Origin of the sequence: Bacillus sp. 7894-2, assembly GCF_002272225.1 — a bacterium.
Taxonomy (GTDB): Bacteria; Bacillota; Bacilli; order Bacillales; family Cytobacillaceae; genus Cytobacillus.
Genome location: NZ_NPDG01000007.1, coordinates 66,142 through 92,633, shown reverse-complemented (window position 1 = coordinate 92,633; position 26,492 = coordinate 66,142). Strand labels below are relative to the sequence as shown.

General features: G+C 40.3%; 27 protein-coding genes. 9 read left to right on the top strand and 18 right to left on the bottom strand.

Going from position 1 to position 26,492, the window contains the following annotated elements; translation table 11 throughout:
- Positions 1–138 precede the first annotated feature (138 nt).
- Positions 139–360, top strand: coding sequence for a hypothetical protein (locus CHI10_RS02015; RefSeq protein WP_095242606.1), 222 nt, complete (start codon positions 139–141; stop codon positions 358–360).
- 91 nt (positions 361–451) lie between these two features.
- Here CHI10_RS02015 and CHI10_RS02010 read toward each other — a convergent pair whose 3' ends face one another.
- From CHI10_RS02010 to CHI10_RS01990, 5 genes are all read right to left on the bottom strand, one after another.
- Positions 452–1,567 carry a thermonuclease family protein gene (locus tag CHI10_RS02010; protein WP_095242605.1) on the bottom strand — a complete coding sequence of 372 codons (1,116 nt, stop codon included), beginning with the start codon at positions 1,565–1,567 and terminating at the stop codon, positions 452–454.
- A gap of 110 nt (positions 1,568–1,677) precedes the next feature.
- Positions 1,678–2,556 carry an L-serine ammonia-lyase, iron-sulfur-dependent, subunit alpha gene (gene sdaAA / locus CHI10_RS02005; protein WP_095242604.1) on the bottom strand — a complete coding sequence of 293 codons (879 nt, stop codon included), beginning with the start codon at positions 2,554–2,556 and terminating at the stop codon, positions 1,678–1,680.
- A gap of 31 nt (positions 2,557–2,587) precedes the next feature.
- Positions 2,588–3,250: an L-serine ammonia-lyase, iron-sulfur-dependent subunit beta gene (gene sdaAB / locus CHI10_RS02000; RefSeq protein WP_095242603.1), complete on the bottom strand. Its 663-nt coding sequence runs from the start codon at positions 3,248–3,250 to the stop codon at positions 2,588–2,590.
- A gap of 88 nt (positions 3,251–3,338) precedes the next feature.
- Entirely contained in the window at positions 3,339–4,010 is a 672-nt protein-coding gene (locus CHI10_RS01995) for a helix-turn-helix transcriptional regulator (protein ID WP_286136820.1), read from the bottom strand.
- Between the two features lie 170 nt (positions 4,011–4,180).
- Positions 4,181–4,414: a group-specific protein gene (locus CHI10_RS01990; protein ID WP_095242602.1), complete on the bottom strand. Its 234-nt coding sequence runs from the start codon at positions 4,412–4,414 to the stop codon at positions 4,181–4,183.
- Between the two features lie 186 nt (positions 4,415–4,600).
- On the opposite strand from CHI10_RS01990, the gene CHI10_RS01985 reads away from it, so the two are divergent.
- Positions 4,601–5,161: a VTT domain-containing protein gene (locus CHI10_RS01985; RefSeq protein WP_095242601.1), complete on the top strand. Its 561-nt coding sequence runs from the start codon at positions 4,601–4,603 to the stop codon at positions 5,159–5,161.
- A gap of 40 nt (positions 5,162–5,201) precedes the next feature.
- Here the strand turns inward: CHI10_RS01985 and CHI10_RS01980 are convergent, their stop codons facing one another.
- The 3 genes from CHI10_RS01980 to ltaS form a co-directional block, all read right to left on the bottom strand.
- A complete protein-coding gene (locus CHI10_RS01980) occupies positions 5,202–5,801 on the bottom strand; it encodes a YdhK family protein (RefSeq protein WP_095242600.1) in 600 nt (199 codons plus the stop codon).
- Between the two features lie 189 nt (positions 5,802–5,990).
- Positions 5,991–6,320 (bottom strand): four-helix bundle copper-binding protein, encoded by a 330-nt coding sequence (locus CHI10_RS01975; RefSeq protein WP_095242599.1) that lies wholly within the window; start codon positions 6,318–6,320, stop codon positions 5,991–5,993.
- Between the two features lie 116 nt (positions 6,321–6,436).
- Positions 6,437–8,404: a lipoteichoic acid synthase gene (gene ltaS, locus CHI10_RS01970; protein ID WP_095242598.1), complete on the bottom strand. Its 1,968-nt coding sequence runs from the start codon at positions 8,402–8,404 to the stop codon at positions 6,437–6,439.
- A gap of 327 nt (positions 8,405–8,731) precedes the next feature.
- Between ltaS and CHI10_RS01965 the strand changes: the two genes are divergently transcribed.
- A complete protein-coding gene (locus tag CHI10_RS01965) occupies positions 8,732–9,358 on the top strand; it encodes a YczE/YyaS/YitT family protein (protein WP_095242597.1) in 627 nt (208 codons plus the stop codon).
- 34 nt (positions 9,359–9,392) lie between these two features.
- Here the strand turns inward: CHI10_RS01965 and CHI10_RS01960 are convergent, their stop codons facing one another.
- Positions 9,393–11,684: an ATP-dependent DNA helicase gene (locus tag CHI10_RS01960; protein ID WP_095242596.1), complete on the bottom strand. Its 2,292-nt coding sequence runs from the start codon at positions 11,682–11,684 to the stop codon at positions 9,393–9,395.
- 158 nt (positions 11,685–11,842) lie between these two features.
- On the opposite strand from CHI10_RS01960, the gene CHI10_RS01955 reads away from it, so the two are divergent.
- Together CHI10_RS01955 and CHI10_RS01950 are read left to right on the top strand one after the other, a co-directional pair.
- Positions 11,843–12,277 carry a hypothetical protein gene (locus CHI10_RS01955; protein ID WP_095242595.1) on the top strand — a complete coding sequence of 145 codons (435 nt, stop codon included), beginning with the start codon at positions 11,843–11,845 and terminating at the stop codon, positions 12,275–12,277.
- 99 nt (positions 12,278–12,376) lie between these two features.
- Entirely contained in the window at positions 12,377–12,562 is a 186-nt protein-coding gene (locus tag CHI10_RS01950; RefSeq protein ID WP_076256247.1) for a hypothetical protein, read from the top strand.
- Between the two features lie 68 nt (positions 12,563–12,630).
- Here CHI10_RS01950 and CHI10_RS01945 read toward each other — a convergent pair whose 3' ends face one another.
- Positions 12,631–13,665: a mechanosensitive ion channel family protein gene (locus CHI10_RS01945; protein WP_095242594.1), complete on the bottom strand. Its 1,035-nt coding sequence runs from the start codon at positions 13,663–13,665 to the stop codon at positions 12,631–12,633.
- 135 nt (positions 13,666–13,800) lie between these two features.
- Here CHI10_RS01945 and CHI10_RS01940 point away from each other — a divergent pair, with 135 nt between their 5' ends.
- Both CHI10_RS01940 and CHI10_RS01935 read left to right on the top strand, forming a co-directional pair.
- Positions 13,801–14,886: an AI-2E family transporter gene (locus CHI10_RS01940; RefSeq protein WP_095242593.1), complete on the top strand. Its 1,086-nt coding sequence runs from the start codon at positions 13,801–13,803 to the stop codon at positions 14,884–14,886.
- Positions 14,887–14,992: 106 nt separating this feature from the next.
- Positions 14,993–16,042: a M42 family metallopeptidase gene (locus CHI10_RS01935; protein ID WP_095242592.1), complete on the top strand. Its 1,050-nt coding sequence runs from the start codon at positions 14,993–14,995 to the stop codon at positions 16,040–16,042.
- A gap of 46 nt (positions 16,043–16,088) precedes the next feature.
- On the opposite strand, the gene CHI10_RS01930 is transcribed toward CHI10_RS01935, so the two are convergent.
- The 5 genes from CHI10_RS01930 to CHI10_RS01910 all read right to left on the bottom strand — a co-directional run bounded on the left by CHI10_RS01930 (position 16,089) and on the right by CHI10_RS01910 (position 21,092).
- Entirely contained in the window at positions 16,089–16,574 is a 486-nt protein-coding gene (locus tag CHI10_RS01930; RefSeq protein WP_483294944.1) for a M15 family metallopeptidase, read from the bottom strand.
- 151 nt (positions 16,575–16,725) lie between these two features.
- Positions 16,726–17,865: a hypothetical protein gene (locus CHI10_RS01925; protein ID WP_095242590.1), complete on the bottom strand. Its 1,140-nt coding sequence runs from the start codon at positions 17,863–17,865 to the stop codon at positions 16,726–16,728.
- A gap of 274 nt (positions 17,866–18,139) precedes the next feature.
- Complete coding sequence (locus CHI10_RS01920) at positions 18,140–18,625, bottom strand: M67 family metallopeptidase (protein WP_286136811.1); 486 nt, start codon at positions 18,623–18,625, stop codon at positions 18,140–18,142.
- 82 nt (positions 18,626–18,707) lie between these two features.
- On the bottom strand, positions 18,708–19,841 hold the full coding sequence (locus tag CHI10_RS01915) for a hypothetical protein (RefSeq protein WP_095242589.1): 1,134 nt from the start codon (positions 19,839–19,841) through the stop codon (positions 18,708–18,710).
- An 87-nt stretch (positions 19,842–19,928) separates the two neighbouring features.
- Positions 19,929–21,092, bottom strand: a complete 1,164-nt coding sequence (locus tag CHI10_RS01910) for a BMQ_0737 family morphogenetic spore coat protein (RefSeq protein ID WP_095242588.1) — start codon at positions 21,090–21,092, stop codon at positions 19,929–19,931.
- 672 nt (positions 21,093–21,764) lie between these two features.
- Between CHI10_RS01910 and CHI10_RS01905 the strand changes: the two genes are divergently transcribed.
- Together CHI10_RS01905 and CHI10_RS01900 are read left to right on the top strand one after the other, a co-directional pair.
- Positions 21,765–22,403 (top strand): hypothetical protein, encoded by a 639-nt coding sequence (locus CHI10_RS01905; protein WP_142301758.1) that lies wholly within the window; start codon positions 21,765–21,767, stop codon positions 22,401–22,403.
- Positions 22,404–22,522: 119 nt separating this feature from the next.
- Positions 22,523–22,714: a CsbD family protein gene (locus CHI10_RS01900; RefSeq protein ID WP_035330463.1), complete on the top strand. Its 192-nt coding sequence runs from the start codon at positions 22,523–22,525 to the stop codon at positions 22,712–22,714.
- 47 nt (positions 22,715–22,761) lie between these two features.
- On the opposite strand, the gene CHI10_RS01895 is transcribed toward CHI10_RS01900, so the two are convergent.
- The 3 genes from CHI10_RS01895 to CHI10_RS01885 form a co-directional block, all read right to left on the bottom strand.
- On the bottom strand, positions 22,762–23,748 hold the full coding sequence (locus CHI10_RS01895; protein ID WP_095242586.1) for a C40 family peptidase: 987 nt from the start codon (positions 23,746–23,748) through the stop codon (positions 22,762–22,764).
- Between the two features lie 281 nt (positions 23,749–24,029).
- A complete protein-coding gene (locus CHI10_RS01890; protein ID WP_095242585.1) occupies positions 24,030–25,553 on the bottom strand; it encodes an Ig-like domain-containing protein in 1,524 nt (507 codons plus the stop codon).
- 82 nt (positions 25,554–25,635) lie between these two features.
- Positions 25,636–26,409: a hypothetical protein gene (locus CHI10_RS01885; RefSeq protein ID WP_095242584.1), complete on the bottom strand. Its 774-nt coding sequence runs from the start codon at positions 26,407–26,409 to the stop codon at positions 25,636–25,638.
- Between the last annotated feature and the right edge of the window lie 83 nt (positions 26,410–26,492).

Here is a 26,492-nt window from a genome sequence, read left to right as displayed (position 1 = left end):
AACACCCCCACTGATTGAAGTTTCACTTTATCTTATAAGTTCTTAGAGTATGGACCAAAAATATACCGGCCAATAATTGGATAGAAAAATTTTGAATGGGGATAATAATTTTAATAAAACAATCAGGAGGTACCACCATTGGACCTGGATAAGGATATGCAATTTGAAATCACAAGTACATTCATGCCAAATCTTTACCGTTCCCAAACACTTAAAATTCTTGAGGTGACCCAGAACAGCGTTGTCATTCAAATGGACAGATCGAATGGACGCGGAGTTTTTCCTGCAGAAAACTTTCATTATTGGATTAAACGAGGCTCGCTTATAAAAATGAATGGCCACCATAAAAGAACCTCATAGAACACTTGGCCATTTTAATTTTTGCATCATATGGCGAGTGCCCAATTTAAATTAAAAGAGGCTGGCTCTATATCTGGAGCCAGCCCTTCTCTTATCGTTCGCATGCATAATTGTCCTTATCTCGATCATGCTTTGAGTCATATGCAGGGTGTGTAGATGGCACACCATTAGGATATACCTTTCTTAACTCTGTACAGTTTTGATAGGACTCTGAGCTTTCTGAAGAAGTTGAATTGCCGGCTGTACCGCTGCTGTCATTCGACCCGCTTTTACCGGTATTACTTGAAGAACCACTCACAGCTTCAGAATCCAGATCCCCTTTTGTCGTTCCTTCATCTCCAAGGGCCCATAACCCTTTACTGGATTCTCTTGCTTCCCTGCCGAATTTTCTGAAGTATTCACTGTATTTCACATCCGGATTGTAGGTGGATGGCTCCGCATACCCTTTTAAAACCAAATGGGCATTAAACATTTTTTCACGTATTTCATCTTCTTCCATATCATCCGCCGGGATGTCGAGCCAAACAATTCTCAACAGGCGGCCATATCGATCGGTGTCTGACACATCTTTTTGCATCCAGATTTTCTTGCCACCCAGCTCAGATTTGGTGAATTGGCTCGCTTCTTTCCCGAATTCTTCCACTCTTGTTGTTGATTCGGGAGTGTTTACTCCAATCAGGCGGACTTTCCTGCCGTCAGAGGTTTCAATTGTGTCACCGTCCACTACTCTGCCAACGGTAACTAATTCCAGGCCCAAGCTCTCTGCAGCCTGTCTTTGTTCCTGCTCCTGTTTTTGCTTTTCAGCCTCTTCCTGCTTCTGTTTTTCTTCCTGTTCTGCTTCTAGCCGTGCTTGCTCCTCAGCTTGCTTTTTCACTTCCTCTTTTTCAGCCTTTTCTTGGGCAAGCTTTTCTTCTTCAGCTTTTTTATCTGCTTCATTCTCTTCTGATTGTATCTGTTCCTTCTCAGGCTCATTTACAGTATCGGTTGCATCGGAATCTGCAGTTGCTAGAAATATGGATAAAATGAAGCCTGCTGCCATAATCCAGCCCGATTTTTTAAAATTTATTTTATATTTACGGTGCTGGTTATTTAAATATAAACCAATTAAAAAGACTGCTAACCCGATAAATGCAGCAGGAGCAGCTATGCTCATTAAAAGCATAAACACAATAACAATAGTAATAATAGTCCATCTTATAACTTTCAAACTCTTAAGTCTCCTCTTTATAAAATTCACCTAAATAAGCATACCTTTTTTCTTTCCAAATTTAAACACCAATTCACTAATGAATTGGTGTTATTAAGAATTAATTAAAATTACTGCTTCTTACCAAAAATCTCTTCCTGCAGTCTTCTGCCGGTAGGTGTTGCTGCGAGTCCTCCCTCAGCTGTTTCCCTCAGTGCTGAAGGCATGGATTGTCCGATTAGGAACATTGCATTTATGACTTCATCACATGGAATTCTGCTCGTAATTCCGGCGAGTGCCATATCCGCAGCTGTCATCGCATTGGAAGCACCCATGGCATTCCGTTTTACACATGGAACTTCTACTAGTCCGGCGACTGGGTCACATACAAGGCCCAGCATATTCTTTAATGTAATTGCCATGGCCTCAGCGGCCTGTTTTGGCGTTCCGCCTGCCATTTCTACAATGGAAGCTGCCGCCATGGCGCTTGCAGACCCCACCTCAGCCTGGCATCCTCCAGCAGCACCTGAGATGGAGGCATTGTTTGCCACAACAAAGCCAAATGCTGCGGAAGTAAACAGGAATTCGATCATTTCCATACGTGTTGGTTTGAGGACTTCTTTAACAGCGAACAAAGTACCTGGAACCACACCCGCTGAACCGGCTGTCGGTGTTGCACAGATTGTGCCCATTGCTGCATTTACTTCATTGGTTGCAACCGCTTTGCTTACAGCATCCAATAAAATATTTCCAGATAAAGCCTTTCCGCTCTGAATGTACTTTTGCAGAAGAACTGCATCGCCGCCTGTGAGTCCTGTTACAGATGTTACCCCTTTCAGTCCCCTCTCAACTGCCTGTTCCATGACAGTCAGGTTGCGGTCCATTTTGGCAATAATTTCATCACGTGTTAATCCGGTTACTTCTATCTCCTGCTGAATCATGATTTCGGCTATTTTTACACCTTTATTTTCAGCGAGCTCTATAAGCTCAGCAACATTTCTAAATAACATTAGTCTTTCCCTCCTGATGACCAGCTAACTATTAGTCAACCATTCTAATAATTTGTGTTATATTCGGAAGCCCTTCAAGCTCCGTCATTACCTCCTGGCCGATCTTCTGATCCACTTCTATGACCATGATGGCCATTTTTCCTTTTTCCTTGCGTGAAACTTCCATATGGCCGATGTTGATCTGGTGCTTGGATAAAATATTCGTTACAGCGGAGATAACTCCAAACTGATCGTTATGAACAACTAAAATGGCAGGATGTTCACCGGATAATTTAAGTTCAAAGGAATTCAGTTCAGTTATTTCAATGGTTCCGCCGCCGATGGATATTCCCACAAGTTCGATTTCACGGTCTCCTTCAGTAAGCTTGACTCTTACAGTATTAGGATGGTCGGTTACGGTATCTTCAACTGTAAAAATGACTTCAATCCCTGCATCTTTAGCTAATTGCAGGGCGGAAGGGATGCGCTCGTCAAAGGTATCAAAGTCAAGGATACCGCCGACAATTGCCACATCCGTGCCATGTCCTTTATAGGTTTTTGCAAAAGAACCATATAAGGAAATCTCTGCTTTGGACGGCTGTTTTCCAAAAAGAGTCCGGGCAACACGTCCAATACGTGCGGCTCCAGCTGTATGAGAGCTTGATGGGCCGATCATAACCGGGCCGATAATATCAAATGCTGATCTGTATTTCATTTTGTATGCCCCTTTACTTTTAAGGTATATAAATGGAAATGGATATAGCTGTTTTGCTAACAGCATCTATTTTAATAACTCGTCTTATTTATGCTCCAGGGCTGCCTTCCGGCTGGAGCTCATTTATCGTTCTGATTTTCTGAAGGTAATTATAAATAGTGAATTTTGAAACCCCCAGAACAGATGCGACATAATCAGTTGCTCCTTTAATGAGGAATGTCCCTTTGTCTTCAAGCTGGCGTACACACTCAACTTTTTCTTCAAGCGTCATCAATGAAGGTGCCTTCTTAAATCCCTGAAGAACCTGATCTACCATCTCGTGAATAACATCCTGCACAGAATTAAAAAAGGTTTCCGATTTAGACGAATGTTCATCAAAGCTGATAAATTGTTCAATTTCTCCTCCGAATTGCATGAGCAGACTTATATCATAATTTAGGCATAGTGCGCCGATTACTTTATTTTCATCATCCCGGAGAAAAATCGTAGATGATTTCATGACATTTCCTTTTTTGGACTGTGTTTTATAATTCGCAATATCATTTACATCATTTTTATGTTTTGCTAATTCATTCAATACAAGGTCGGTGATGGGTGAGCCGATCTTTCTTTCTGTTATATCTCCTGCTATATGGATAAGCGATTTTTTTAAGTCGCTGAAATCGTGCACGGCCACTTCACAGCGGGAACCAAACATTCGCACAAGCATATCTGCAGTCCGGATCGCCAAATCAAAAACAGGTCTATGGCATTCCTTCAACTTTGTCACTTCCTTTTATGAAATCGCTTTCAATATTATACTAATCTATATTTCTCTTCAAATTCATAATAACATAAAAACAAAAGAGTTAAAATAAAATTTTAATAGCTACAAAAAAATTGTAATGCACATAAAAAATTGCCGCATAAGTCAGATGCGGCAATTCAACATTATACATTCTTTAATACAAGGTAAAGCCTGCTGACACGCTCTGTTTGCTCTTCTTCAGAAGCAAGATCAAATTTTTTCAGCAGATGGAAGACCTCATTTAAAATATCCTGAGTATGCTCCTCTAGGAAAAATGCCTGAAACAGCGGCGTCATATCTTCCGGAAGGAAACTTCTCTGCTGTTGAAATTTATTTTGTACATCTTCCGGTGTGTGATCCAATTTACATTCGCTCATTGTAATACCTCCTGAAATTCTTTCGTTTGCTATTATCATTTTTATTTTACCTTCTACATTCCTATTAAAACATATACATTACAGCTTAGCTTCTTAAAGTTTTTAAAATATAATAGAATGAAAGGGGGAAGCAAATGATGAGAATTGTAAAAAGTAACATTATAAACAGATTGGCCATAGAACCAGATGTTTGCTGATATCATCGGCTTGCTTTCAGATGAGCCTATACTGGCAGCATGTTTCAGCATTTCTATGAACATTGCAGCAGCTATAACCGGTTTCCTTCCCAGTGCCTTTATTACTGCGGGCACAGTTGTCGTTTTCGATTTAAAACTCGGTCTTATCATATTAATTATCGGTGAAGCAGCTGGAGCAATTATCAGTTTTATTCTTTACCGCAAAGGAATTACCAAGCTAACCGCCTCTTTTCCCCAGCTTAAGAATGACAATTTGTTTTCTAAGCTAAAGAATGCGGAGGGTCCTGTTGCTTTCTACATGATTGTTTTGCTGAGGGTCTTGCCTTTTGTCCCATCAGGTGCAGTCACACTGGCAGCTGCATACAGCAAAATGAGGCTTCTGCCCTTTGGCATTGCCAGCACGATCGGTAAAGTACCTGCACTGTTCATGGAAGCCTTTGCTGTTTCACATATACTAAAATTTGAAAGGGAGCTGCAAATAGTCATTTTTCTTTTCATTGCGTTCTTCTTTTTAATTTACTATTTATATAAAAATTATAAATTAAGTTAAAGAGCTTATCTTCTGCAGATAAGCTCCTTAACTTTCTATATTATTCAGCAGGAGAAAGCTCGTTTTCTGTTACCCACATGTGATTTTTTACTTCCTGCCCGTCAGCTGTTGTAAAGTCAACCATATAGACAGTTGTTTCCTGCACAGAATCGATTTCGGCAGTTGCTCCTTCCATTCCCTTCATGTGACTTGCATTCAATGTTACCTCGTCACCTTCTTTAAATGGTTCCTTACCTGCATCTGCAATCTCCTCGTGAACTACCCATTTATGGTTTTCAACTTTTTTACCGCCAGTGGTTGGTGTATAAGATACCGTATATACGATTGTATTATATGCACCTGCAATGGTTGCTTCCGCTCCCTCCATTCCCTCCATATGTCCTTCTGTTATAAAGGCCTTGCTCCCAACTTCATATTTAGGGTTTTCAGCTTCCTTTATTCCTTCTGGAACATCTCCGGATCCAGAATGATCCATGTCTGAATGGTCTCCTGAATGGCCGCTGCTTTCTTTATTCGTTGTGCTCTCTTCCTTGCTGGTACCTTCCTGTCCAGTATCCCCGTCATTTCCGCCGCAGGCAGTTAGAGTTAGCGCGGCAGCCAGAGAAACAAACCAAATGGCGAATTTTTTTCTTGATAACATATTCAATTCCTCCTTTTCTTCATGAAGTTAGTATGGCAATAAATTGTGCAGAAATTATGAAACAGGTATGGAAAATTCTAAATTAATACTCCCCTGGCAGGAAAATATGTACAACCTTCATAATCAAATATTGTAAATAACCTGGATTAAAAACAGACACCCTTCTGGATGTCTGTTTTGTCTGCTAATTTAAGCAGCCATTTTACGGCATTCTTCCGCACACTTAAAGCAAGCTTCAGCACAGCGCTGGCAGTGAGAGTGGTCATGTTTTTTGCACTCATTTCCGCACGCTTCACATATGTCTGCACATAGAGTGCAAATTTGTCTGGCAAAAGGGCTGTTAGACTGCATTGACTTAGCTGCAAAGGCACAGATATCCGCACACTCTCTGTCCGACCGAATACAATCTGCCATCATTTGAACATCTTCTTCCCCTAAGCAAGCGTCATAGCATACATTACAGGCTTCCATGCACTCTATACAAGCCTGAATACATTCTTCATAAGATTGGGTGTACATTATATCCATCCTTTCTATAAACTCTATACAAAGATACTCTACCCCTCCATTTCGATAGTAAACTGCCAATATCGGACATAAAAAGAGCAGAGAGTTATCTCTCCGCTCCTAAAATGTTACTTCTGTATACCCGGCCCATTTCTTTCCTCTTTAAATGGCAGCTCTTTCTTTACATATGAGTAATCATTCCGGTTGATTGGAACAAATCCTTCCGGCTTATAAAATCGCAGGAGGTCTTTGTAAACAATGTTATCTGACATTTCCAGTTCTTTTTTCGCCTGATCGGAAAGTGACTTACATGCATTAGCCTCAGCTATTTCTCCGGATTCCGTATAATAGCAGGTTTCTTCAATTTGGGTATATGCCGGTGAAATAAAGTTGCCGTTTCGGAATGGGACAACTTCACGGTGTTTTTCTGATAAAAGATCTGATCCCATTTCAAGGTGATTCTTTGTATCAATGCCCAACAGGTGAAGTAATGTCGGTCGCACATCTACCTGTCCGCCGACATTGTGGACAATGCCGCCATCCACTCCAGGTACATGTATGAACACTGGCACTCTTTGAAGCTTGGCATATTGGAATGGCGTAATTTCTTTTCCGATCACCTTAGCCATTGCCACATTATGATTTTCGGAAATCCCGTAGTGATCGCCATACAGAACAACTACTGTATGATCATACAATCCGGAATCCTTTAAATCGTTAAAAAACTGCTCGAGTGCCTGGTCCATATAGTTCGCTGACTGAAAATAATGATTCACCACATCATTATCTGTTTCTCCTGCAGGAAATTCAGTATCCCACTCATCCATTTTAAAGGGGAAGTGATTAGAAAGAGTAATGAATTTTGTATAAAACGGCTGTGGAAGACTGGTCAGCATCGGCATGGATTCCTTAAAAAACGGCTTATCTTTTAAACCATAGTTTTTCGTGTTTTCATCGTTCATATCGTAATACTCGGCATCAAAAAACTTATCATATCCCATGGTTTTATACATTTCGTTACGATTCCAGAATGTCTTGTAGTTTCCATGGAAAGTTGCTGAAGTATAGCCATGCGGCTTTAAAATAGCAGGTGTGCCATGGAATGTATTTTGAGCTTTCGTTACATAAACAGCTCCCTGTGACATGGGATATAGTGATGTATCCATCATAAACTCAGCATCGGAAGTCTTTCCCTGTCCGGTTTGGTTGACTATGTTATCAAAGTAGAATGTCTTGCTGCTATGTGCAAGTGAATTCAGGAATGGGGTAACTTCTTTACCATTTAGCTTGTAGTCTATAATAAAAGTCTGAAGTGATTCCATGGATACATAAATAACATTCATGCCCTTGGCTTTTCCGAAGTATTTAGGGTTCGGAGGTGCATATTTTGCTTTAACATAGTTCTCTACTTCAGTCACATCGTTCGTATCCGCAAGAGCTCGCTGGCTGGCAGACTTGGCGTTTTGGACCATATCATAAATCGTGAAATTGTATGCTCCAAGGTATTTCACCAAATAATTGCGGTCGAAGGAACGTGTAAGCAGCTCAGGACGGTCTTTCTCGGCGATTTCAAGATTGATGAAGAAGACAATAATCCCTGCAGCCATAACAGCCAACGCCGGTTTTCGGCTAATTTTCTTTCCAGGTTTGTACCATTTCCTAACTGCCAGGAAAAGAAGCAGAATGGTGTCTGTAAAATAAAAAATATCCCACGGAGACATTAACGATAGTGTGCTATCTCCGAGCTGCCCCCCATTTACTTTTGCCTGCATGAGAACAGGAACAGTGATAAAGTCGTTAAAGAATCGATAATAAACAACATTTGCATAAAGCAGGAAGGATAAGAATAAATTCAAGCCAATTAGCATGCCGGATTGCCATTTCCCTTTAAAAAACAAAGCGAATCCCAGGAATACCAGTGTAGAACTTAACGGATTCAAAAACAGAAGAAATCGCTGTATGTCATTATTAATCCCTAAATTAAATTCAATGCGATAGGCTACATACGTTTTCAGCCAAAAAAGGATAACAGTCAGAAAGAATACAGCAAGACTTCTTTTCGGCAATTTGTCAGGCGATTTGAATAACTTTCTCATTAGTGTGGTTTCACCTCTTAAATTGTACACATGCGAAAAACTTAGCAGCGGCTAAGTTTTTATTATGTAAAAATTTTGTAGCTGCATTAATAAATGGTGAACGAATGTAAAATAATATAGCACAATTTCAAATCAAAGAAAACGGATATCTCCTTTATATCTTTCGCCTTTTTCCTGCAAAAACCAACAATTTTCAATAAAATTACCTGTTACTCAATATATTTTAATGGTAAAATGAATTTTCCCTTCATAATTTCAATGCTGAAGGAGTATTGATGTTCAAAAGGGCCAAGCTAAAATTAAACATAGTTGGATTGGAGAGTCTTCATGAAAGAACGTCTATTATTTTTTGTTATTGGGATGCTGATCCTGACAATGGGTGTAGCCCTGATTATCAGATCAAACCTCGGAGCTTCTGCATGGGATGCCCTGGCTGTTGGTGAGTCACAAATGTTTAACTTAACAGTTGGCACCTTTGTTTTTATAAATGGAATCGTGCTCATTTTTATAAATGCCTTTCTAATGAAAAAAAAGCCTGAAGTCCTTGCAGCCATTTCCATTCTGATTATTGGCGCACTGATTGACTTTTGGCTTCTCATCATTTTTGGTGACCTTTCACCTCAGACATTGGCGATGCAATCAATTCTATTGTTCCTTGGAATCCTTTCGATGGGAATGGGAGTTGCCATCTATCTTCAGGCTAAATTTCCGGCAAGCCCGATGGATACATTAATGGTAGCCATTCACTCAAGATTCGGATTAAACTTAAGGAATTCAAGGATCATCAGTGAAAGCTTTGCTTTGCTGCTTGCGTTTTTATTCAGAGGTGCAATCGGAGTGGGCACAATCGTGGTAACATTGACACTTGGACTTGTAGTACAATTCTTTTATCCGGTTTTCGAAAGAGCGCTCGGAAAAATGCAGGCCCCGAAAGGTCCTGTCATAACAAAATAATAAGCTTACATCCTGCTCTTTGAGCAGGATGTTTTTACCTTCTTAATACTTTAAAATCTCTCCATTCATTTGGCAACAGGGCCAGATATTTAGCCTGCACATACCTGTCATCCATTAAAACAATCATTCCTGTATCGTTCTCAGAGCGGATCAATCTGCCCCCTGCTTGCAAAACCTTGTTCATTCCGGGATAAGTATAGGCATAATCATAGCCGTTTTTTCCCTGCTGATTAAAATATGCTTTCATAATGTTGCGTTCAAACCCTAACTGTGGAAGCCCTACACCCACCACGAAAACACCGTTCAGCCGATCTCCCTGCAAATCAATTCCCTCTGAAAAAATCCCGCCCATGACGGCGAAACCCAACAGAGTACCAGAAGGATTTGGCTGAAATGCATCCAAAAACTCTTCCCTCTCCCCTTCATCCATTCCAGTTTTTTGAATGATTGTATGTACCGGCAGTTCCTCATCGAGCAATCGACGATAGACATCCTCCATATATTGATAGGATGGAAAGAAGATCAAGTAATTGCCCTTCTGTTCCTTTAACATGCTCTTAATAGTACTGACGATAGGTCTGATAGACCCTTCCCGGTCGCGATATCTTGTTGAAATCGGCTGAATGTAAACCTTAGCCTGATCTTTTGAGAAAGGAGAAGGAACGGATAAAATAAAATCTTCCTCTTGATAGCCAAGCATATCCAAATAATAATTAAGAGGCATTAAAGTAGCAGAAAAAAAGATTGATGACTTATATCCTTTTCTGGCCTTGTGCAGAAGATTCGATGGATCGAGGCAAAATAGCTTGATGTTCAGATTATTTCTCTGCTTTTGAATATACGTTACAAACCTTTCATCATACAGTTTGCCTATTCTTACGAAGTTCTGCGCAGCGAAAAATACTTCCAGCAATTCTTCTTCCATATTGTTTCTGTCTTGCCCCAGATAGTCTTCGGCATATTGAACAAATTCCTCAAGAACTTCAAACAGTTCTTCAGGGGGATTTTCTTCTGCGATTTCCTGATTTTCACCACATTTCTTTTTTAATGCAATAAAAATTCCATTAATCTGTTTTGCACTTTTTTGTATCCCTTTATCCTTCCCCTTAAAGCTTCTGCTCAATTGAAGAAAGGCTGATTTCTCAAGCGCGCTTGAATACATCTCCCTTCCGCGGTCCACAAGGTTATGTGCTTCATCGATCAGGAGCGACGTTTTCTTTTTCTCCTCTTCCAGCAATCGCTTCAGCGAGACCTTCTGATCGAAAATATAATTGTAATCACCAATAATAATGTCAGCTGCATATGCAGCATCCAATGAAAATTCAAAAGGGCAGACTTTATGTTTCATCGCATATTTTTCAATTGTCGATCTGGTTATCATGTTCTCCTTTGTCAGGAGGTCAAGTATTGCATTATTGATCCGGTCGTAATATCCATTGGCAAACTCGCAGCTGTCTTTGTGGCATTTGGTTTCTTCCTTAAAGCAAATTTTGTCCTTGGCCGTTATTGTGACCGATTTAAGATTCAATCCTTTATCCCTCATCAGGCTAATGGCCCCTTCTGCAGCCTGACGGGTAATGGTTTTAGCCGTGGCATAGATGATCCTCTGAATATGTCCTTCCCCGATGGCCTTTAATGCTGGAAAAAGGGTGGAAATGGATTTGCCGATGCCTGTAGGTGCGTTGGCAAATAAGTTTTTCCCTTCAGCAATGGTTTTGTATACTGCCCCTGCAAGTTTCCTCTGGCCATTTCGATAAGCCGGAAAGGGAAAAGTCAGTTCCTGAAGACCTGTTATTAAATTCTTTTGATGTCGAACCCTCAATTCTGCGTAAGGAGAATACGATTCGAGAAGATGCACTATAAATTCTTCCAGTTCGCCAAAAGAATAACTGTGCTGAAATCTTTTCACTTCACCTGTTTTAGCATGTACATATGTTAATTGAACTGTCATTTTAGAAATATTATGGTCTTTCGCATACATGAAAGCATAGCATTTAGCCTGAGCCCAATGAACAGGATAAGCAAATTTATCAATTTGTGATAATGGGATAGATACAGACTTAATCTCATCAATAATTCGTTGTCCATTTTGGGTGATAAGCCCGTCACATCTTCCTTCAAGCTGAAAGTCAAGGTGATTGAAAGGTAATCCAGCATGCAGATACACTTCTTTTTGATCTTCTTCCCCATAAAGCTTTTGAATTCTCTGATGAATTCTTGTTCCTTCTGTAAGCGGCACTGCAGAACGGAAGCCTGTTTCAATGCTGCCGCTCTTGTATACATATTCAACCAGCGATCTTACTGATATTTTTATCTTATTATCCATTGAAACGGCCCCTTAATTTCCTATTCACTTATTATAGCACATACGTTCTGAGTAAAAGAAAGATTTGCAAAAGAAGGAAATAACCTTATAAAATTTAAGAAGAAAGAAAATGAGAGGAGTGTGAACGGAACTGTTCATTTCTTGAGCAGCCCCAAAACTTGAAAAAAATTATTTTTTGGTCAATCACTGGAGGATCTTTTATTCTATTGGGTTTTCTCATTTATTTTGCTTCAATGAATTTCATATCAAATAAAGTAATGACAGAAGTTGCCGGCAGCATCACTGAGGATGATCTTGAAATGCTAGCAAGTGATCCGAACGTAGAGGCTCTGCTTGGAAACAGTATGGATGAATTAAAAACTGCAGATCTTCAAAAGACATCATTGCCGATCAAGACAAAAGAAGAGGCTGTAGAGAAGATTTCAGAAAGCTTTTCAATTGATGAAATCCGGCAGAGTGTCTCAAAAGTAAAAGGCGGACTGACTGCTGAAGAGCAAAATGAATTATACAGTCTTTTAACTGAAAGACTGTCGGATGAAGAATTAACTGCTCTGAAAATCATAGCTGTACAGGAAGCAAAGCGGAATCAATAAATAATTCAAAAGAATTTGTGTTATTCGGAGCATTCGGGATATTAGACCAAGCAAGATTCCTTCCTTTTCATACGTTAGTATGGAAGGGAGGGATCTATAATGTATCAATTGGCATTATTATATCTTGCATGTATGCTTGCTGGCTACGGCATGACAATGGTACCTGTTTCTGCAGTTATTACTTCAGGTATTGCCAGCTTCTTCACCATTGTCGGCAGTCTGGCTATGATCATCTTTGGTCTTGCCATTCTTTATCTTGGAGTGAAGGCTTTGTTAGGAAAATAATTTCACTTTGAAAACCACCAGTCCAGAGCGGCTGGTGGTTTCGTTCTTTCTCTATTTAACCTGCACCGTCATTCACCGGGCAGCAGCGGTGCTGAGGCAAGCTCTATTCCGTTCTGATAAAAATTCTCTGCAATGATATGCCTTAGCCGGCTTTCAAATTTCTGCTTGGCTTCAAAGTTTGCAACAGGGACCTCTACCAGAAAGTCCATGGCTTTGCTGCGAAAATCGATAAATCGGATATCAGGTGCAGGTGCGGTTAAGACTCCTTTTATTTTCGGCATTTCCATGTCCACTGCTTCTCTCAGAAGCTTTTCGACTTTCTCAGTATCAGTGCCGTACACTACGCTGATTTGAACCTGGGCAAGCATTTCTGAGCCTGTCCGGTTTTTAATGATCTGTTCAATAAAGTATTGATTCGGCACAATCAGAGTTCCCTCTTTAGCTGTGCGGATGATAGTGGATCTGAGACGGATGCTTTCTATTTTACCGATTTTGTTGTTTATCTCAATTACTTCCCCAATTTCAATCGGACGTTCAAAGAGGATGATAATGCCTGAAATAAAGTTACCGGCAATATTGCGCATGCCGAAACCTATCCCAATACCGAGAACACCCAGTATGGCAGCCGCCGCTGTTAAATCCAGCCCAACCGTTGTCAGGCTGATGGCGAGCGCTGCAATCATGACGGTATAATAGATCATTCTGTTGAATGAATACCCGAGCCCGCGGTCAACTCCATAGAATTCATAAACAGATGTTAATACATATTTGGTGAATACTTTTACGATCCGATTTGCAAGCGAGACTGTCAAAAACGCTATAATTATTAAATATAGCGTTACATCTACTTCACCTGCAGTGAACCAAGTATAAAAAAGCCATTTCACCCTTGAAAAATAAAAAAGGAAAAGAATGATTATTCCATAAAAAGCAGCCCAGTTCACAAGTGAAGAAAACCCCCGCAAGATCCGGTCATTCTGTACCGACTTGCCACTTCTCTTTTTCACCAGTAAGTTAACTGCCCATTTGGCAGCCAGTATCACTCCTGCAAACAATAGAAACATCAGTATTTCCTGCATCGTTACATTCTTAAAAAATAGCATCGGCAGATTCCCTCACCTGTTATATAGTTCATTCTAACCTATTCCTCTTCCATAGATTCTTAAACCGGTGTTTAATACTGTTTAAAAAAAGGAACAGTGAGTAGTAAATACATATATAAGGGTTGGGGTAAATGCATGTGGATCAATAAACCTTTTTTTAAATATGCAGCAGGCACCATTTTCGTGTTAATCATCATTTTCCTCCTTGGGAAAATTGATTACTTTTTATGGCCGATCCGTGCCCTGATTGCAACTATTTTCTTCCCGGTCTTAATTGCCGGTATTTTTTATTATATTCTAAGACCCCTCGTCAGGCTGGCTTCAAGGGTTATGCCTAAAACAGCCAGCATATTGCTTATCTTTGCAGCGGTATTGGGTTTAGGATATTTAGGATTTAATATGCTCGGTGCAACAATCGGCAGCCAGATAGCAGAAATCAGCGAAAGCCTGCCTGCTAAGATGGAGGACTTATCAGATGAAACGGAGAAAGTTGTTGAAGAAAATAATATGGGCACGTTCTCCTATGACCGTGTCAAAAATAAAGTACTGAACTTCCTGGAAACACTTTTATCTGGGGCAGGAGAAAACGTAATGAAGGTGTTTTCTACCATTACAAGCATTGTCACAGTCATCGTCGTTGTACCCTTTATCCTTTTCTACTTTCTCAAGGATGATCATAAGCTCAGGCCTTTTCTTTTAAAATACCTGCCCGACAAACACGAGGAAGAAGGTCGGCGAATTTTGGGCGATATAGACAAAACCTTATTTTCCTATGTAACCGGCCAGTTTATTGTGGCAGTCGTCGATGGCGCGTTGATGTATGCCGGGTATAAGATTATCGGGTTGGACTATGCACTGATATTAGCTGTGTTTGCGATGTTCCTTACTGTGGTTCCTTTTCTTGGTCCTGTGCTCGGGATCATTCCTGCAATATTCATCGGGTTATTGCAGGGACCCGGAATGGTATTAAAAATCATACTGGTACTGATTTCTGTACAGCTTCTTGAAAGCAATCTCGTCTCTCCACATGTGATGGGCAAACGGCTTAACCTCCACCCGCTTACAGTGATTATTATCTTAATGGCTGCAGGATCGATTTATGGCTTTATTGGAATCCTGATTGCTATCCCTTTTTATTCTGTTATAAAAGTTCTGGTAAAAGACTTCAGAAGATTTTACCGATTAAGGACCAGGAAAAGCCTGCTATCCGAAGAGATTTAACAAATGAACTGCCGTTAAGGCAGTTTTTTAGTTATTAGGCATGCGTATGCCAACAAATAACAGTATAATAAGAATTGCGTGAGAATAATTTGAGAGGAGCTTTCGAATGGCATACCCGAATACAAAAGAAACGATCAGCTTATTAAAAGAGATAGTTTCAATTCCAAGTCCTTCCGGAAATACAAATGAAGTGATTACATATGTAGAAAAGTTTTTGAACGAGCTTAATGTGGAAACGATGCGCAACCGGAAAGGCGGGCTTATTGCAACCCTTCCTGGAAAAGACGAAAAAAATCACAGAATGCTGACTGCGCACGTTGATACACTTGGCGCGATTGTTAAGGAAATAAAGCCAAGCGGACGCCTGAAAATTGATTTGATCGGCGGATTTAAATACAACTCGATTGAAGGCGAGTATTGTGAAATCGAAACATCATCTGGCAAAAAATTCACCGGCACGATACTAATGCATCAGACATCTGTTCATGTCTATAAAGATGCAGGGAAAGCTGAAAGAAACCAGGAAAACATGGAAATCCGCCTTGATGAAAAAGTAAAGAGTGCTGAAGAAGTCCGTGAGCTGGGAATCGGCGTCGGAGACTTTGTATCCTTTGATCCGCGTGTGCAGACGACACCTGCTGGCTTCATTAAATCACGCCATCTTGACGATAAGGCTAGTGTCGCAATTCTTCTTCAGCTGATTAAACAGCTGAAAGCCGATAACACTGAGCTGCCGTACACAACGCATTTCCTCATCTCAAATAATGAAGAAATCGGCTATGGCGGCAATTCAAATATCACACCAGAGACAGTTGAATACCTGGCTGTTGATATGGGTGCTATGGGTGATGGCCAATCGACCGATGAGTATACCGTTTCCATTTGTGTGAAGGATGCGAGCGGCCCTTATCACTACGAATTAAGAAAGCATCTCGTGCAGCTTGCCGAGGAAAATGGAATCGTGTACAAACTGGATATTTACCCATTTTACGGTTCTGATGCATCAGCAGCTATCCGCTCCGGCCACGATATCGTTCACGGCTTAATCGGCCCTGGAATTGATTCATCACATGCATTTGAGCGTACACATGAGGATTCAATTGAGAATACGGCCAAACTGCTGTATCACTATGTACAATCCGAAATGATCATTTAGCAAAAAAGAAACTGCACCCATTCATTTGAGTGCAGTTCTTTTATTATCATTCAGCTTCAGGCGGCCTCTTCCCTCTTTGAAGCTCCCAGATAGAAAGACCAAAATCCATTTGAAGATGAGGATAGTCCTTGAATTGTGTCCAATCCCCTCCCCATTCAAACCCAAGGTCCTTTGCTATTTCAACGACCTCCATCCAATCAGCCCGGCTGTTGCCGTTGCCATCATATTTCATATCCCAAATCACCTGGCCATCCACTGACAGCAGGGCGAAATCAATCGCAAGGCCAAAATTATGGTAGGACTCCCCCCCTTTTGCATGGGTAACAATATTCCCCTCAGCAGAGCGGCCTTTTTCATATAAAGCATCCTGTTCTGCTATGCTTCTGAAATCCTGGGTGATGACTGCGTTAATGCCTTTGTCGGCAGCCAGAGCAATAAGTTCATCTTTCTTTTCAGCAACAAGAGGATGAATTGCTGTCGGGGGCGGAACTTCTTTAAAATCCGCCGGTTTTAAATATTGGTAAATGAGCATCGCGAAAATGCTTGCTATTAAGAACGTCAGCAGCAGCCCATTAATTTTTTTTATCAGCATGTCCGATCAATCCTCAAACTTTATTTCCTGCTTAGTATTCTAGAATACTACAAAACAAAAAAGAGAATCCAGAATAATGGATTCTCCCATGCTAAAAAGCGAAGCTTATGTCATTCATAGCCTTAAATGTTACATTTTGTTCTCTGAAATAAACGAATGCTTCAACTGTACATGTTCCCTTTTCCAATTTATCAAAATTTAAATGAAATTGATAAATGCCATTATATTCTTCAGGATCAATGGATAAGGTGTCAATTGGCCTGATCCAAAACTCTCCTTTCTCATAACCTTGCTGAAGCCATTCGTCATTAGCATATTGCCAGCCCTGGGCTCCTTCTGTTCCCTGAACTGCCAATACTTCCACCATCTCCGGCGGGAGGATCTGTCCGCCAATCTCTATCTGAGCCGGAGGGTCAACCCTAAGGCAGACAATCGGATTATGAAGCTCAGCCGTACCCGTATTTTTAATGACGAGGTCTGTAATTAAGGTGTATTTTTCATTATTGGAATGCGGGCGAATCGTATAATTAAAGTAAGCCTCTCCCTCAGCTTTAACCTGTGGCTTCACCTCAGCCGGACGAGTGTCTGGAGCTCTTTTCTGCTGCCGATTCTTTTTCTTCTCAGGCGCCCCGCTGCCGAAGAGCTCAACTACGGTTTCAAGCCCCACCCAGTTCAGGAGCTCACTGCTGCCGATACAATGTTCCAGAATAGAAGCCTGCAGCTGAATTAGGAATTCTTCTAAACCAGTATAATTAACTGGGATTTCACAGGATATTGAAGCCCTGCCTTTATGCTGTGCTCCAGCTGTTTTAAAAAAGACATATGGCCGGCTTGAAATTTTCCTCCTGCAATGCTTCTGAATAACTGCAATGATATCTGAATTTTTACATGTAATCACAATGTTATCGCTGTTAGTGAATTCCAAATGAACATGGAAGGTATCCTCTTCGTGCTTCTGCTGGTCAATTTCAGTTTTAAGTACCATTCCTGAATTCTTCAGCAGTTCCTTCATCATAAATAAGGTTTCCTGCAGCACATCTGAATCTTCCCCTCCTTCCATTGTGAGAAGAAGAGTTTGATTTTTTTGAGGGTAGTCAATATATAGTGTTTTTTCTTCCCTTGACCAAGTCGTGTCCAGTCCATGTCTGGAACAATATAAAAGCAATGACGGCAAAGAGGAAAAATCAGTGGTTCCTTTTTCTTTACCCAGGTACGATACATTCACTTTCATTGATATCACCTTTTTCCGTATTTTCATTCCTTTCTCATTGTATGAGTTCAGATAGGATGGATATGACAAAACAACCCTTTACCTGCCGCCGTTACCTTGATGTCTGAGCAATCATATGATATTCAAACAATGGGTTACAGGTCTTTATGGCTTAGCAAATAGGTCGCGTTTCAATAAACCTGAAAAGAGAAGAATCATTCGGGAAAAAGTAATAACGGTCAACTGAAATGTTGACCGTTTCTCGGAAGCAAATGGTTAAAGCTGGACCGACAGGTTAATCTACAAGGATTATCTTAACCGGAAAGGCTTTGCCCTGTTTTATTCTATAGCATTTTACTATTGGCTTTTTCTTAGCATAAGAAATAATAAAGTAAGCTTTATCCGGATATGCAAAGCGAATGTCATCTCTTGAAGGAACAGGCGGAGCTGTAGGATGTGAATGGTAAATGCCTACTAAGAATTCTTTCTTTTCTTCCATTTTGGTTAGGAGCAATGAAAGCTGTTCTTCATTTATCTCAAAAGAGTTCTTCTTTCGCTTATTGTTTATCGCCTTCCAAATTGTTTTTATCATTTCCCCTGAACCTGATAATAACCCGCATGCTTCAAAAGGTAATTCTTTTTCTCCATGAGCGAGCATTTCAGAATAAACATTTCTGGATAACCGGATGGGTTCGCCTCTGATGCCTGATAAATTATCTGCCGCAGCATCTTTTATATTGGGGTTGAACTGGTCTGGCAGCCGCTTTTTTCTTCCTTCCACTGCCGACAGCCACTGACTTTGATTTTTTATACATTTCCTGAATTTCCTGACGTTTCATTATATACACTCCTTGTTTATTTACTCATTGTTTTTTTGAATATTTAAAAGGGTCAAACATGGTCGTGGCTGATTGAGGTGGAATTGGCAGAGACCCATGCCTGTCAAAATCTTGATTTCTTTGCTTTTCTATTTTTCTATTCTGCTGCTTTGATTTTTGCACTTGAGAAGGTCGCTGCGTTTTAACTTCTTTCACTTTAGTTGTTTTTTCTGAATATTCTATTTTATCCATCAGATCCTGCTCTTTTAATTTTAATTCCTGCAGCTCAATTTCTAATTTTCGGATCATTTTTTCATTTTTTATGTCTTTTTCCTTGTATTGAGTCAGCATTTGGTTAAGCTCTACAGACTCGGCCTTATATTTTTTTTCCACCTCAATAAATTGCCGGTAAATGTCATTTAGTTCCTTTACACTGTTTCTAAATTCATTTTCCGAATGTTCCTTTTCCAATAATCGATCATGAACCTCTTCAAACGTGCCTTTATAATGCACAAGTTCGTCTCTCAATTGAGAAATAACTTCTTGCAGCTCTGTGAGTTTCGCCTTATACTGTTCTTCCTTTTCCCTGCTGAAAAATAACCAGCCCATTTTTTTCAACCACCTTCCTATGATATTCATATTCAGCTCCAACTCTTCTTGTCTGTGTGTTAAACCAGCATTCTCAATTTGATTGAGTAATTTTTCTATGTGTTCAATGGCATTTTGTGTAACTGCTTTAAGATCATAAAAGTCTGCTATCCAGCAAAATACTTCTTCCATTGATAGTTTATGTGCGATATTATGTTCTTTATCTTTATTAATATTTTGATTAGAGATAGGTCCATTAGCTGACTCTTCTATCATTTCCTGTAAATGTTCAATATGGAGAGCATACTGATAAAGATCAAGTTGCTCTGATTTTATTTTTTTTATATCAAGATCTTTCTCAAATACCATCTCCTTTAACCTGGCTTCCCTTTTGAGAGCTGTTTGTTTCATTCGTATGATTTCATTTTTAAGAGATCTAAATGCAGGGGAATAACCGGAAAATAATGCTTCATCAGCTATGCATCTCAAAGCTTTTCGATCGTCTCTTATCCCTTCAAGCATGCCTTTTAAGGTACTAATATCCTCTTTGACATTGATTATTTGATATTTCAAAGGATTATTAACCGGCATCTCTCTCACCTCAATTCTGTTATATTTATGTACGGTACAATTTAAATTATAAAAAGGAGGGGAGAAGTTACTCCCCTCCTGAAAAGATTAGTCATCCAGGTTATCTAATAGGTCAGCAAATGTGTCGCACTCTTCAAAGTTTACTGCAGCGTCAACAATTCCGCTGTCAAATACTATAGCATTAGTGTTGATGTCTCTAAGGACCAGACGGAAACTTTCTCCATCTAGTGAATCATCGTCATTAATTGTCAGATCAAATACGAATCTCTCAATGTCTCCATCCCAATCTCTATTACCTGTACCAGAAACAGTTAGTGAATCGTCACCACATACCGGCTGGTTGAAAGTAAGAGGACTGAAAGTGAAGCTGTAGTCTGGCTGTGTTGGTGTTGGAGCAGGTCCATCAAACTCAGTGTCAGTGAAGGAGTAAGTGAACGTACTATCACCAAGTGAGCACTCCTGACAGATTTCTGCACGGATACTGGAAGTACCTGTTACATCTACTCCTCCGATATCTGCTATAGTATCAGCACCTCTTGTAATAGCCGTAGCCTGGCACTCACAGTTTGCTACTGGGAATAACCCCGGACATTGCGGCGGGAATTCAAGCAGGTTTAGGTCACACTGAACCCTTGGTTTTGGCACAGGAATATTATTTGGACGCGGGAAGCAGAATTTTGCTAGAACTTCAAGTTTAACAGGGTAGTGTACTTGAACGTCTTTACATAATACAACTCTCACTGGAATCATTGGTCCGAATGGATCTGGACCCATTAGCGGAGCTCCGTAAGTCTGGCAGATTACCTGGTAAGCTCTTAAGCGAATATTAGCTTCTGTAATACCTGTTGGTACGCACAGCATGATTTCATCAGTGAATTGAGTGCGGACAGTGAATGTGCATACTGATGCACCGTTTACCAGGATCGTTACTTCTACAGGAACTGTCCAGACGATTAATACTCGACCAGGGTTTCCGTGTTCCAGAATTGTTGCATTAGATTGGACATTGTCTACAGAAGCCGAACACTGTACATCAACTCTTTGCCCTGCAGCCAAGGCAGCAGCGACGGCAGCTCGGCAATCCTCGTCAGGTATGAAATTCTTGTTTTCATATTTGTTGGCAAAGAATACCCAGTCATACACCTTCTCGACAAAGATACATTCTGGAGCTAAATCATTTGGATCAATCGGAATCGGCGTTGGTGTAGGAGTCGGCTGAGAACCTTTAATCATTTTACGCTTATTCTTCATGTTTTCCTTCCTTTCTTTCTAATGAGTATTTTTATCACACTATATCCTATGGAAAGAAACCAGTTTTGGTATAGAACAAGTACCTATTTTTATAAAAAAAGAACCTATTTTTAAAAAGTAGTATAATAGTCTATTTTTTTATAAATGGGTTCTCTATAGGGTAAATGCCATTGTCCTTTCTTTACACACGGCATATAGTAGAAGTAAGAAAGGTTAATGATTTAAATCTTTCCTTTCGCTTCACTATTAAATGAATAGGGATATTTCTGCTAGTTTAATAATAAATGTCAACTAAAAGTCTATTTTCTATAGTACCGGATCCTCGAAAGGCGTTTCAGTGTAATATACGAATTTCCACCCGATTTTCTATGAGTATTTGACGAACGGATTTTTATCACACGAATAGGATCATTGCAATGATAACCTTATAATTTATATCTTTAGACATGAGGGCCCTCATGTCTTTTTTAATTCAAAGAAACTTTAAGGGCTATTTACATAAAATGAGATAAATGCTTTTCTGAAAGGAGAATGAAAATGCTTCGCAACCATACTCCCGATAAAGAAATTCAGCTGCAGCAAAAAATCATCCACCTTAAATCCGAATTAGCAAAGTACCAGTCCATACTCAGTCCAGAATATGAAAAAGACCAGTCAGAGAGAATTAATGAAATGCATGATCAAAATCTGGAGCTAATCAGAAAAAATGATACTTTAAGAAAGAAATTGGCTATATTGACCGAAGAAAACATAAAACAAAAATCATATATGCATATTATGCAGGACTCTCTTTACAGGACCACCAGTAAGAAAAATAAAGGTGACGTTTTAGTCATTAATGAAGATAAGGATTTAATCAACAGCTTATTTAACCGCGTTTATGATCTGGAAGTTACGTTTTGGGAAATGCACTGTAAATTAGAGGAGTTGTATAAGGAAAATGAACAATTAATCCAATTAAATGATAGACCACAAATAAAAGAGGTTTCTCAAACTTTAAATAAGACTGGCACCTTTGACAATTTGCAGGGTTTACAGGAAAAAATTCTTCAGGAAGAGTTATTAACCGCAGCAAGATATAAAAACTCTGCTGAATCTGCAATGGAGGAATTAAGAAAAGAAATTAAAGCATATAATGAAGGAAATGTAATTTACCCAAATGAAACTGAAAGAAATGAAGATAAAAAAACGCTAGATCATTTTATTACAGAATTCGGAAAAAAAGACGCCGAGCTGGAGAAGGCATTGGAAATCTTAAAAAAATTGGAAATGAAAGTTGTATCGATTGAAAATAAAATCAGCAATGAGTAATAAGAAGACACGCCTCCAGCATGAAGGCGTGTTTTCTTTAATAACGCAGTCTAAATTTTAGTTTCAAAAATGAGGACAAGGGTATATAAAAACCAAACAGCATTTAGGAGGAGTTACTTATGAACAGAGACCAGACAAATGGAAATGCAGATCAATTAAAAGGCGAATTAAAAAAGCAATACGGCAAACTGACCAATAATGAATCCAAAGAAGCTGAAGGAAACATGGATAAAGTAAAGGGACAGGCACAGGAAAAATGGGGAGATGCAAAGGAAGCTCTGTCAAAGACATTCAATGACCGAAGAGATTAATTAAAAAAGTACTCAGCGCCCCTGTGGTGCTGAGTACTTTTTACTGATTAAAAAGTTGTTTTTGCCCCTAAATAACGAGGCTTCCAATAGGAATTGTTCATGTCGCTGATCTCAACACCGCGTGAAGAACCGGCATGAATGAACTTGTAATTGCCAAGATAAATTCCGGCATGGGATGGGCCGGATTTGTAAGTTTCAAAGAATACCAAATCCCCGACTCTTGGTGATGCAACATGTTTTGTCGCACTCCAAATGGATGCTACAGTCCGTGGAATAGAGATTCCTACTTTACCATATACATAGTTCAGGTAGCCGCTGCAGTCGAATCCTGCAGGTGTGCTTCCTGCCCATTCGTAAGGTGAGCCAATATATTTCTTTGCTTCTTCAACCAGCTCATTCACCTTTGAAGTTGATTGGGATGCTACCTGTGATTCTTCCGGCTTGCTTGCAGCAGCACCAGATACCTTCAATGTCTGGCCGGCATAAATTAAATCTGTAGATAGGCTGTTCATTGCCTTTAATTGTGAAACCGATAAGTTATGGCGAGATGCAATTCCGGAAAGAGTGTCTCCTCTTTGGATGGTGTAAGTTCCAGTGCCTGCAGGAGCAGAAGGTGCAGCGGATTGAGCAGAACCTTTAACTTGCAGCTTTTGCCCTGGATGTATTATGTCACTGCTGATTCCATTCAGACTCTTAAGTGTACTGACAGAAAGGCCGTGATCTTTTGCAATTCCCCATAAAGTATCGCCAGATTTCACTGTGTAGCTGACTGCAGCGCTTTGCGGCCCGCTTGTTGAACCGTTATGGCTGTGCGGTGCCAGCAGATTCAGGGCTTGTCCTTTATATATTAACGAACCTGAAAGGCTATTCCAAGTCTTTAACTCTTCAATTGAAAGATTGTTAGAGCGTGAGATTCCCCATAATGTGTCACCAGACTGAACGATATATTTATTTTCATGAGCACTTGCTTCTCCATTGAACGGTGTAATCAAAAAACCAGCTGTCGCAGCCATTGTAAGTAGTTGTTTCTTCAAGTTGTACACTCCTTAAATTTCTTTGACATCCTAATATTAGTAATAATTCTAGTAAAATCCTATCTAAAAATAATGGTGTTTCTGGGTATATTTATAATAAATTCATATATTTTCCTTATATGAGCAATTAATAGATATATTATCCTAATTTATCAGGTTATCATTTCTATTTCATGACAATAATCAGGATATTCTTCACATTAATATCGAAAATTCTAAATTAAATTATTTCTTCACAAATTAAAAGGCCAGCTCCCAGGCTGACCTTCTAAACACCTTATTTACTCACAGTCTGCTATAAAAGATTGCGGAGATGACTGCGCACGCCACGGCACGATGGTTTCAAACCGGGTCGCTGTTCCGTCTGTTGCAAGAATTTGCCACTCAGCCACTTTACTGACCGGATCAAGTGTCACCGTTATGGTAACTTCAAAGTCTCTGAACGGACCATTGTTTAATCTTCCTCGGATGGTGCCTACCACGGTTGCTCTTCTGAAATTATCTCCACATGAAATGAAACGTCTTCTTCCCTGGGTGAAGTTATATACATCCCCGTTGCTGGCGTTAAAGATGAAGTTAAAATTATCGTTTGCTGGATTACAGCGATCATTCTGGCTTGCTCCGCATTGAGCCACATTAATATTCATTTGTCCAACTAAATCGGTCGGTACACCGAAACGGGTAACCCGAATCCTTGCACCTGGCTGGGCACCGCCTTGAGTATTGAGATTAAATTTACAAGGACACTCTGAAGGAGGACAATTCACATTAATGATTCGTGTTTCCGAATGGAATTCCTGGCCGACTACTTCAGCTCTCGCTCTGATTGTTCTTGTGCCTGTCGCTCCTTCTGACGGAAGGATACGGGAACTGAAACTTCCATCCGGGCCGGTAATCGCAGGATTCTCAATAAAGAAAACATCCTGAGCTCCAGAGATAATATCAATAAATACCGCAAAGTTAGGAAGACCATCTCCTTCACAGGTTAAGCGGCCTGTGAGCAGTGCGCCGTCACATCCTATTACACCTCCCGGGATATTCAACGTTAAGAGAGGATTCTCACACTCGATACATCCTGCTCTGAGCCTATTGGTGTTTGATATAATATCTCCATTAACCTCAGCTGTAGCTGTGTATTCCAATCCTTCTGTCTGCGGAGTCGGAAAACGCACTCTTACTATGCTTGAGAAAACTCCGTTTGCATCTGTTACAGGATTCAGATCAGCAAAAATTAAAGGACTGCCTGCGGGTGTAGATAAAGTAACTGTAATGCCAGGCTGCGGCTCGTTTTGTCCGCAGAGAACCCTGCCTGTGATTAATGCTTCACAGCTGATCGGCCCCGGGTTATTTAGCTCTATCCGGCAGCCTGGACAATCAACGGATACAATACGGGCAGGAGATTCAATAGGGATTCCTTCAACCGTAGTAAAGGCTGTAACAGTCACATTGCCAACTGCTCCGAAGCCAGGCGTTATTCGTGTAGAATAGAATCCTAAAGCATCTGTAACATCCGGAAGAACGGTTACAGGACCTGCAGACGATTCCACCCTAAAGAATACAGTCACATTCTCAATGCCTTCTCCATCACAAGTGACTCTTCCAGTAATAGGTGCTCCATTACAAGTGACAGTATCAGCAGGTGTGATTATCGTCAATAAAGGATTTCTGCATTCCACACACCCTGCCCTCGTAAACTCTGTATCCTCAACAAATCTTCCATTCACAATTGCTGATGCATTAATCTCTACATCCTGTATCTCTGTACCTACCCGAATGGTTACAGAAGTTTCAAAGATGCCATCCACATCGGTTCTGGGATTATCATCAGCGAACTGAAGTATAGAAGATCCTCTTAAATTAACAATCGTGTTGGGAACAGGTAAACCATTACACGCGCCCTCTTATTAGCCCGGAACAGCTGATTTGGCCAGGATTAAAGAGATCAATAGCAGGATTGACACAGGTATGGCAATTCAGTTCCACCGATTGAGAATCTGTTTCGACTGTCGTTCCTCCAACCGTAGCCCTTGCGCGTATGGTAACCGTTTCGGTTATTCCAAAAACCGGTGCAAAATCAACCGAGTACACACCATTGGCATTTGTTGTTGTAGGATTTTCATCGAGAATAATGCTTCTCGGATCTGATACAATAAAAGAAACCGACGCATTCGGAACAGGTACATTATCGCACGTAACCACTCCTGTTAATTGCCCGCCGGAACAGCCAACAACCTCCTGAGGAGTAATAAGTGTTATCCGAGGATTTCTGCATGCAATACAGCCGGCACTGGTGGTTATTGAATCTGATATTTCAATTCCATTAACAGTTGCTGAAGCGGATATTATTACACCTTGCTGTATTGGAGTATTTCTTGCTACGGTGGCGGTTGTTGTAAATCTTCCTCTTTCATCTGTTACAAGGGTGTCATCCTCGAAAATAACGCCGGCAAAAGAGCTGGTTAGCTGCACAGTCACACCTGAGACCGGCACCAAATCACAAATGACTCGTCCTGTAATCGCGGCTTCACAGCTTATATGTCCTGGATTATCAAGTATTATGGAGGGATTTGTACATAAACTCGGAGGGAATAAACCTGGACAGCCATTTGGGGGCCGCTGTATCCGGCAGACAATTTCCCCTTTTTTTCTCCTTCCTTTCATATCTTTCACCTCAATATAGTTAAGTCCCTACTAATGTATGGGATTACCAGTAAACTGAGTCGGCCATTACCTAACATTTAGAT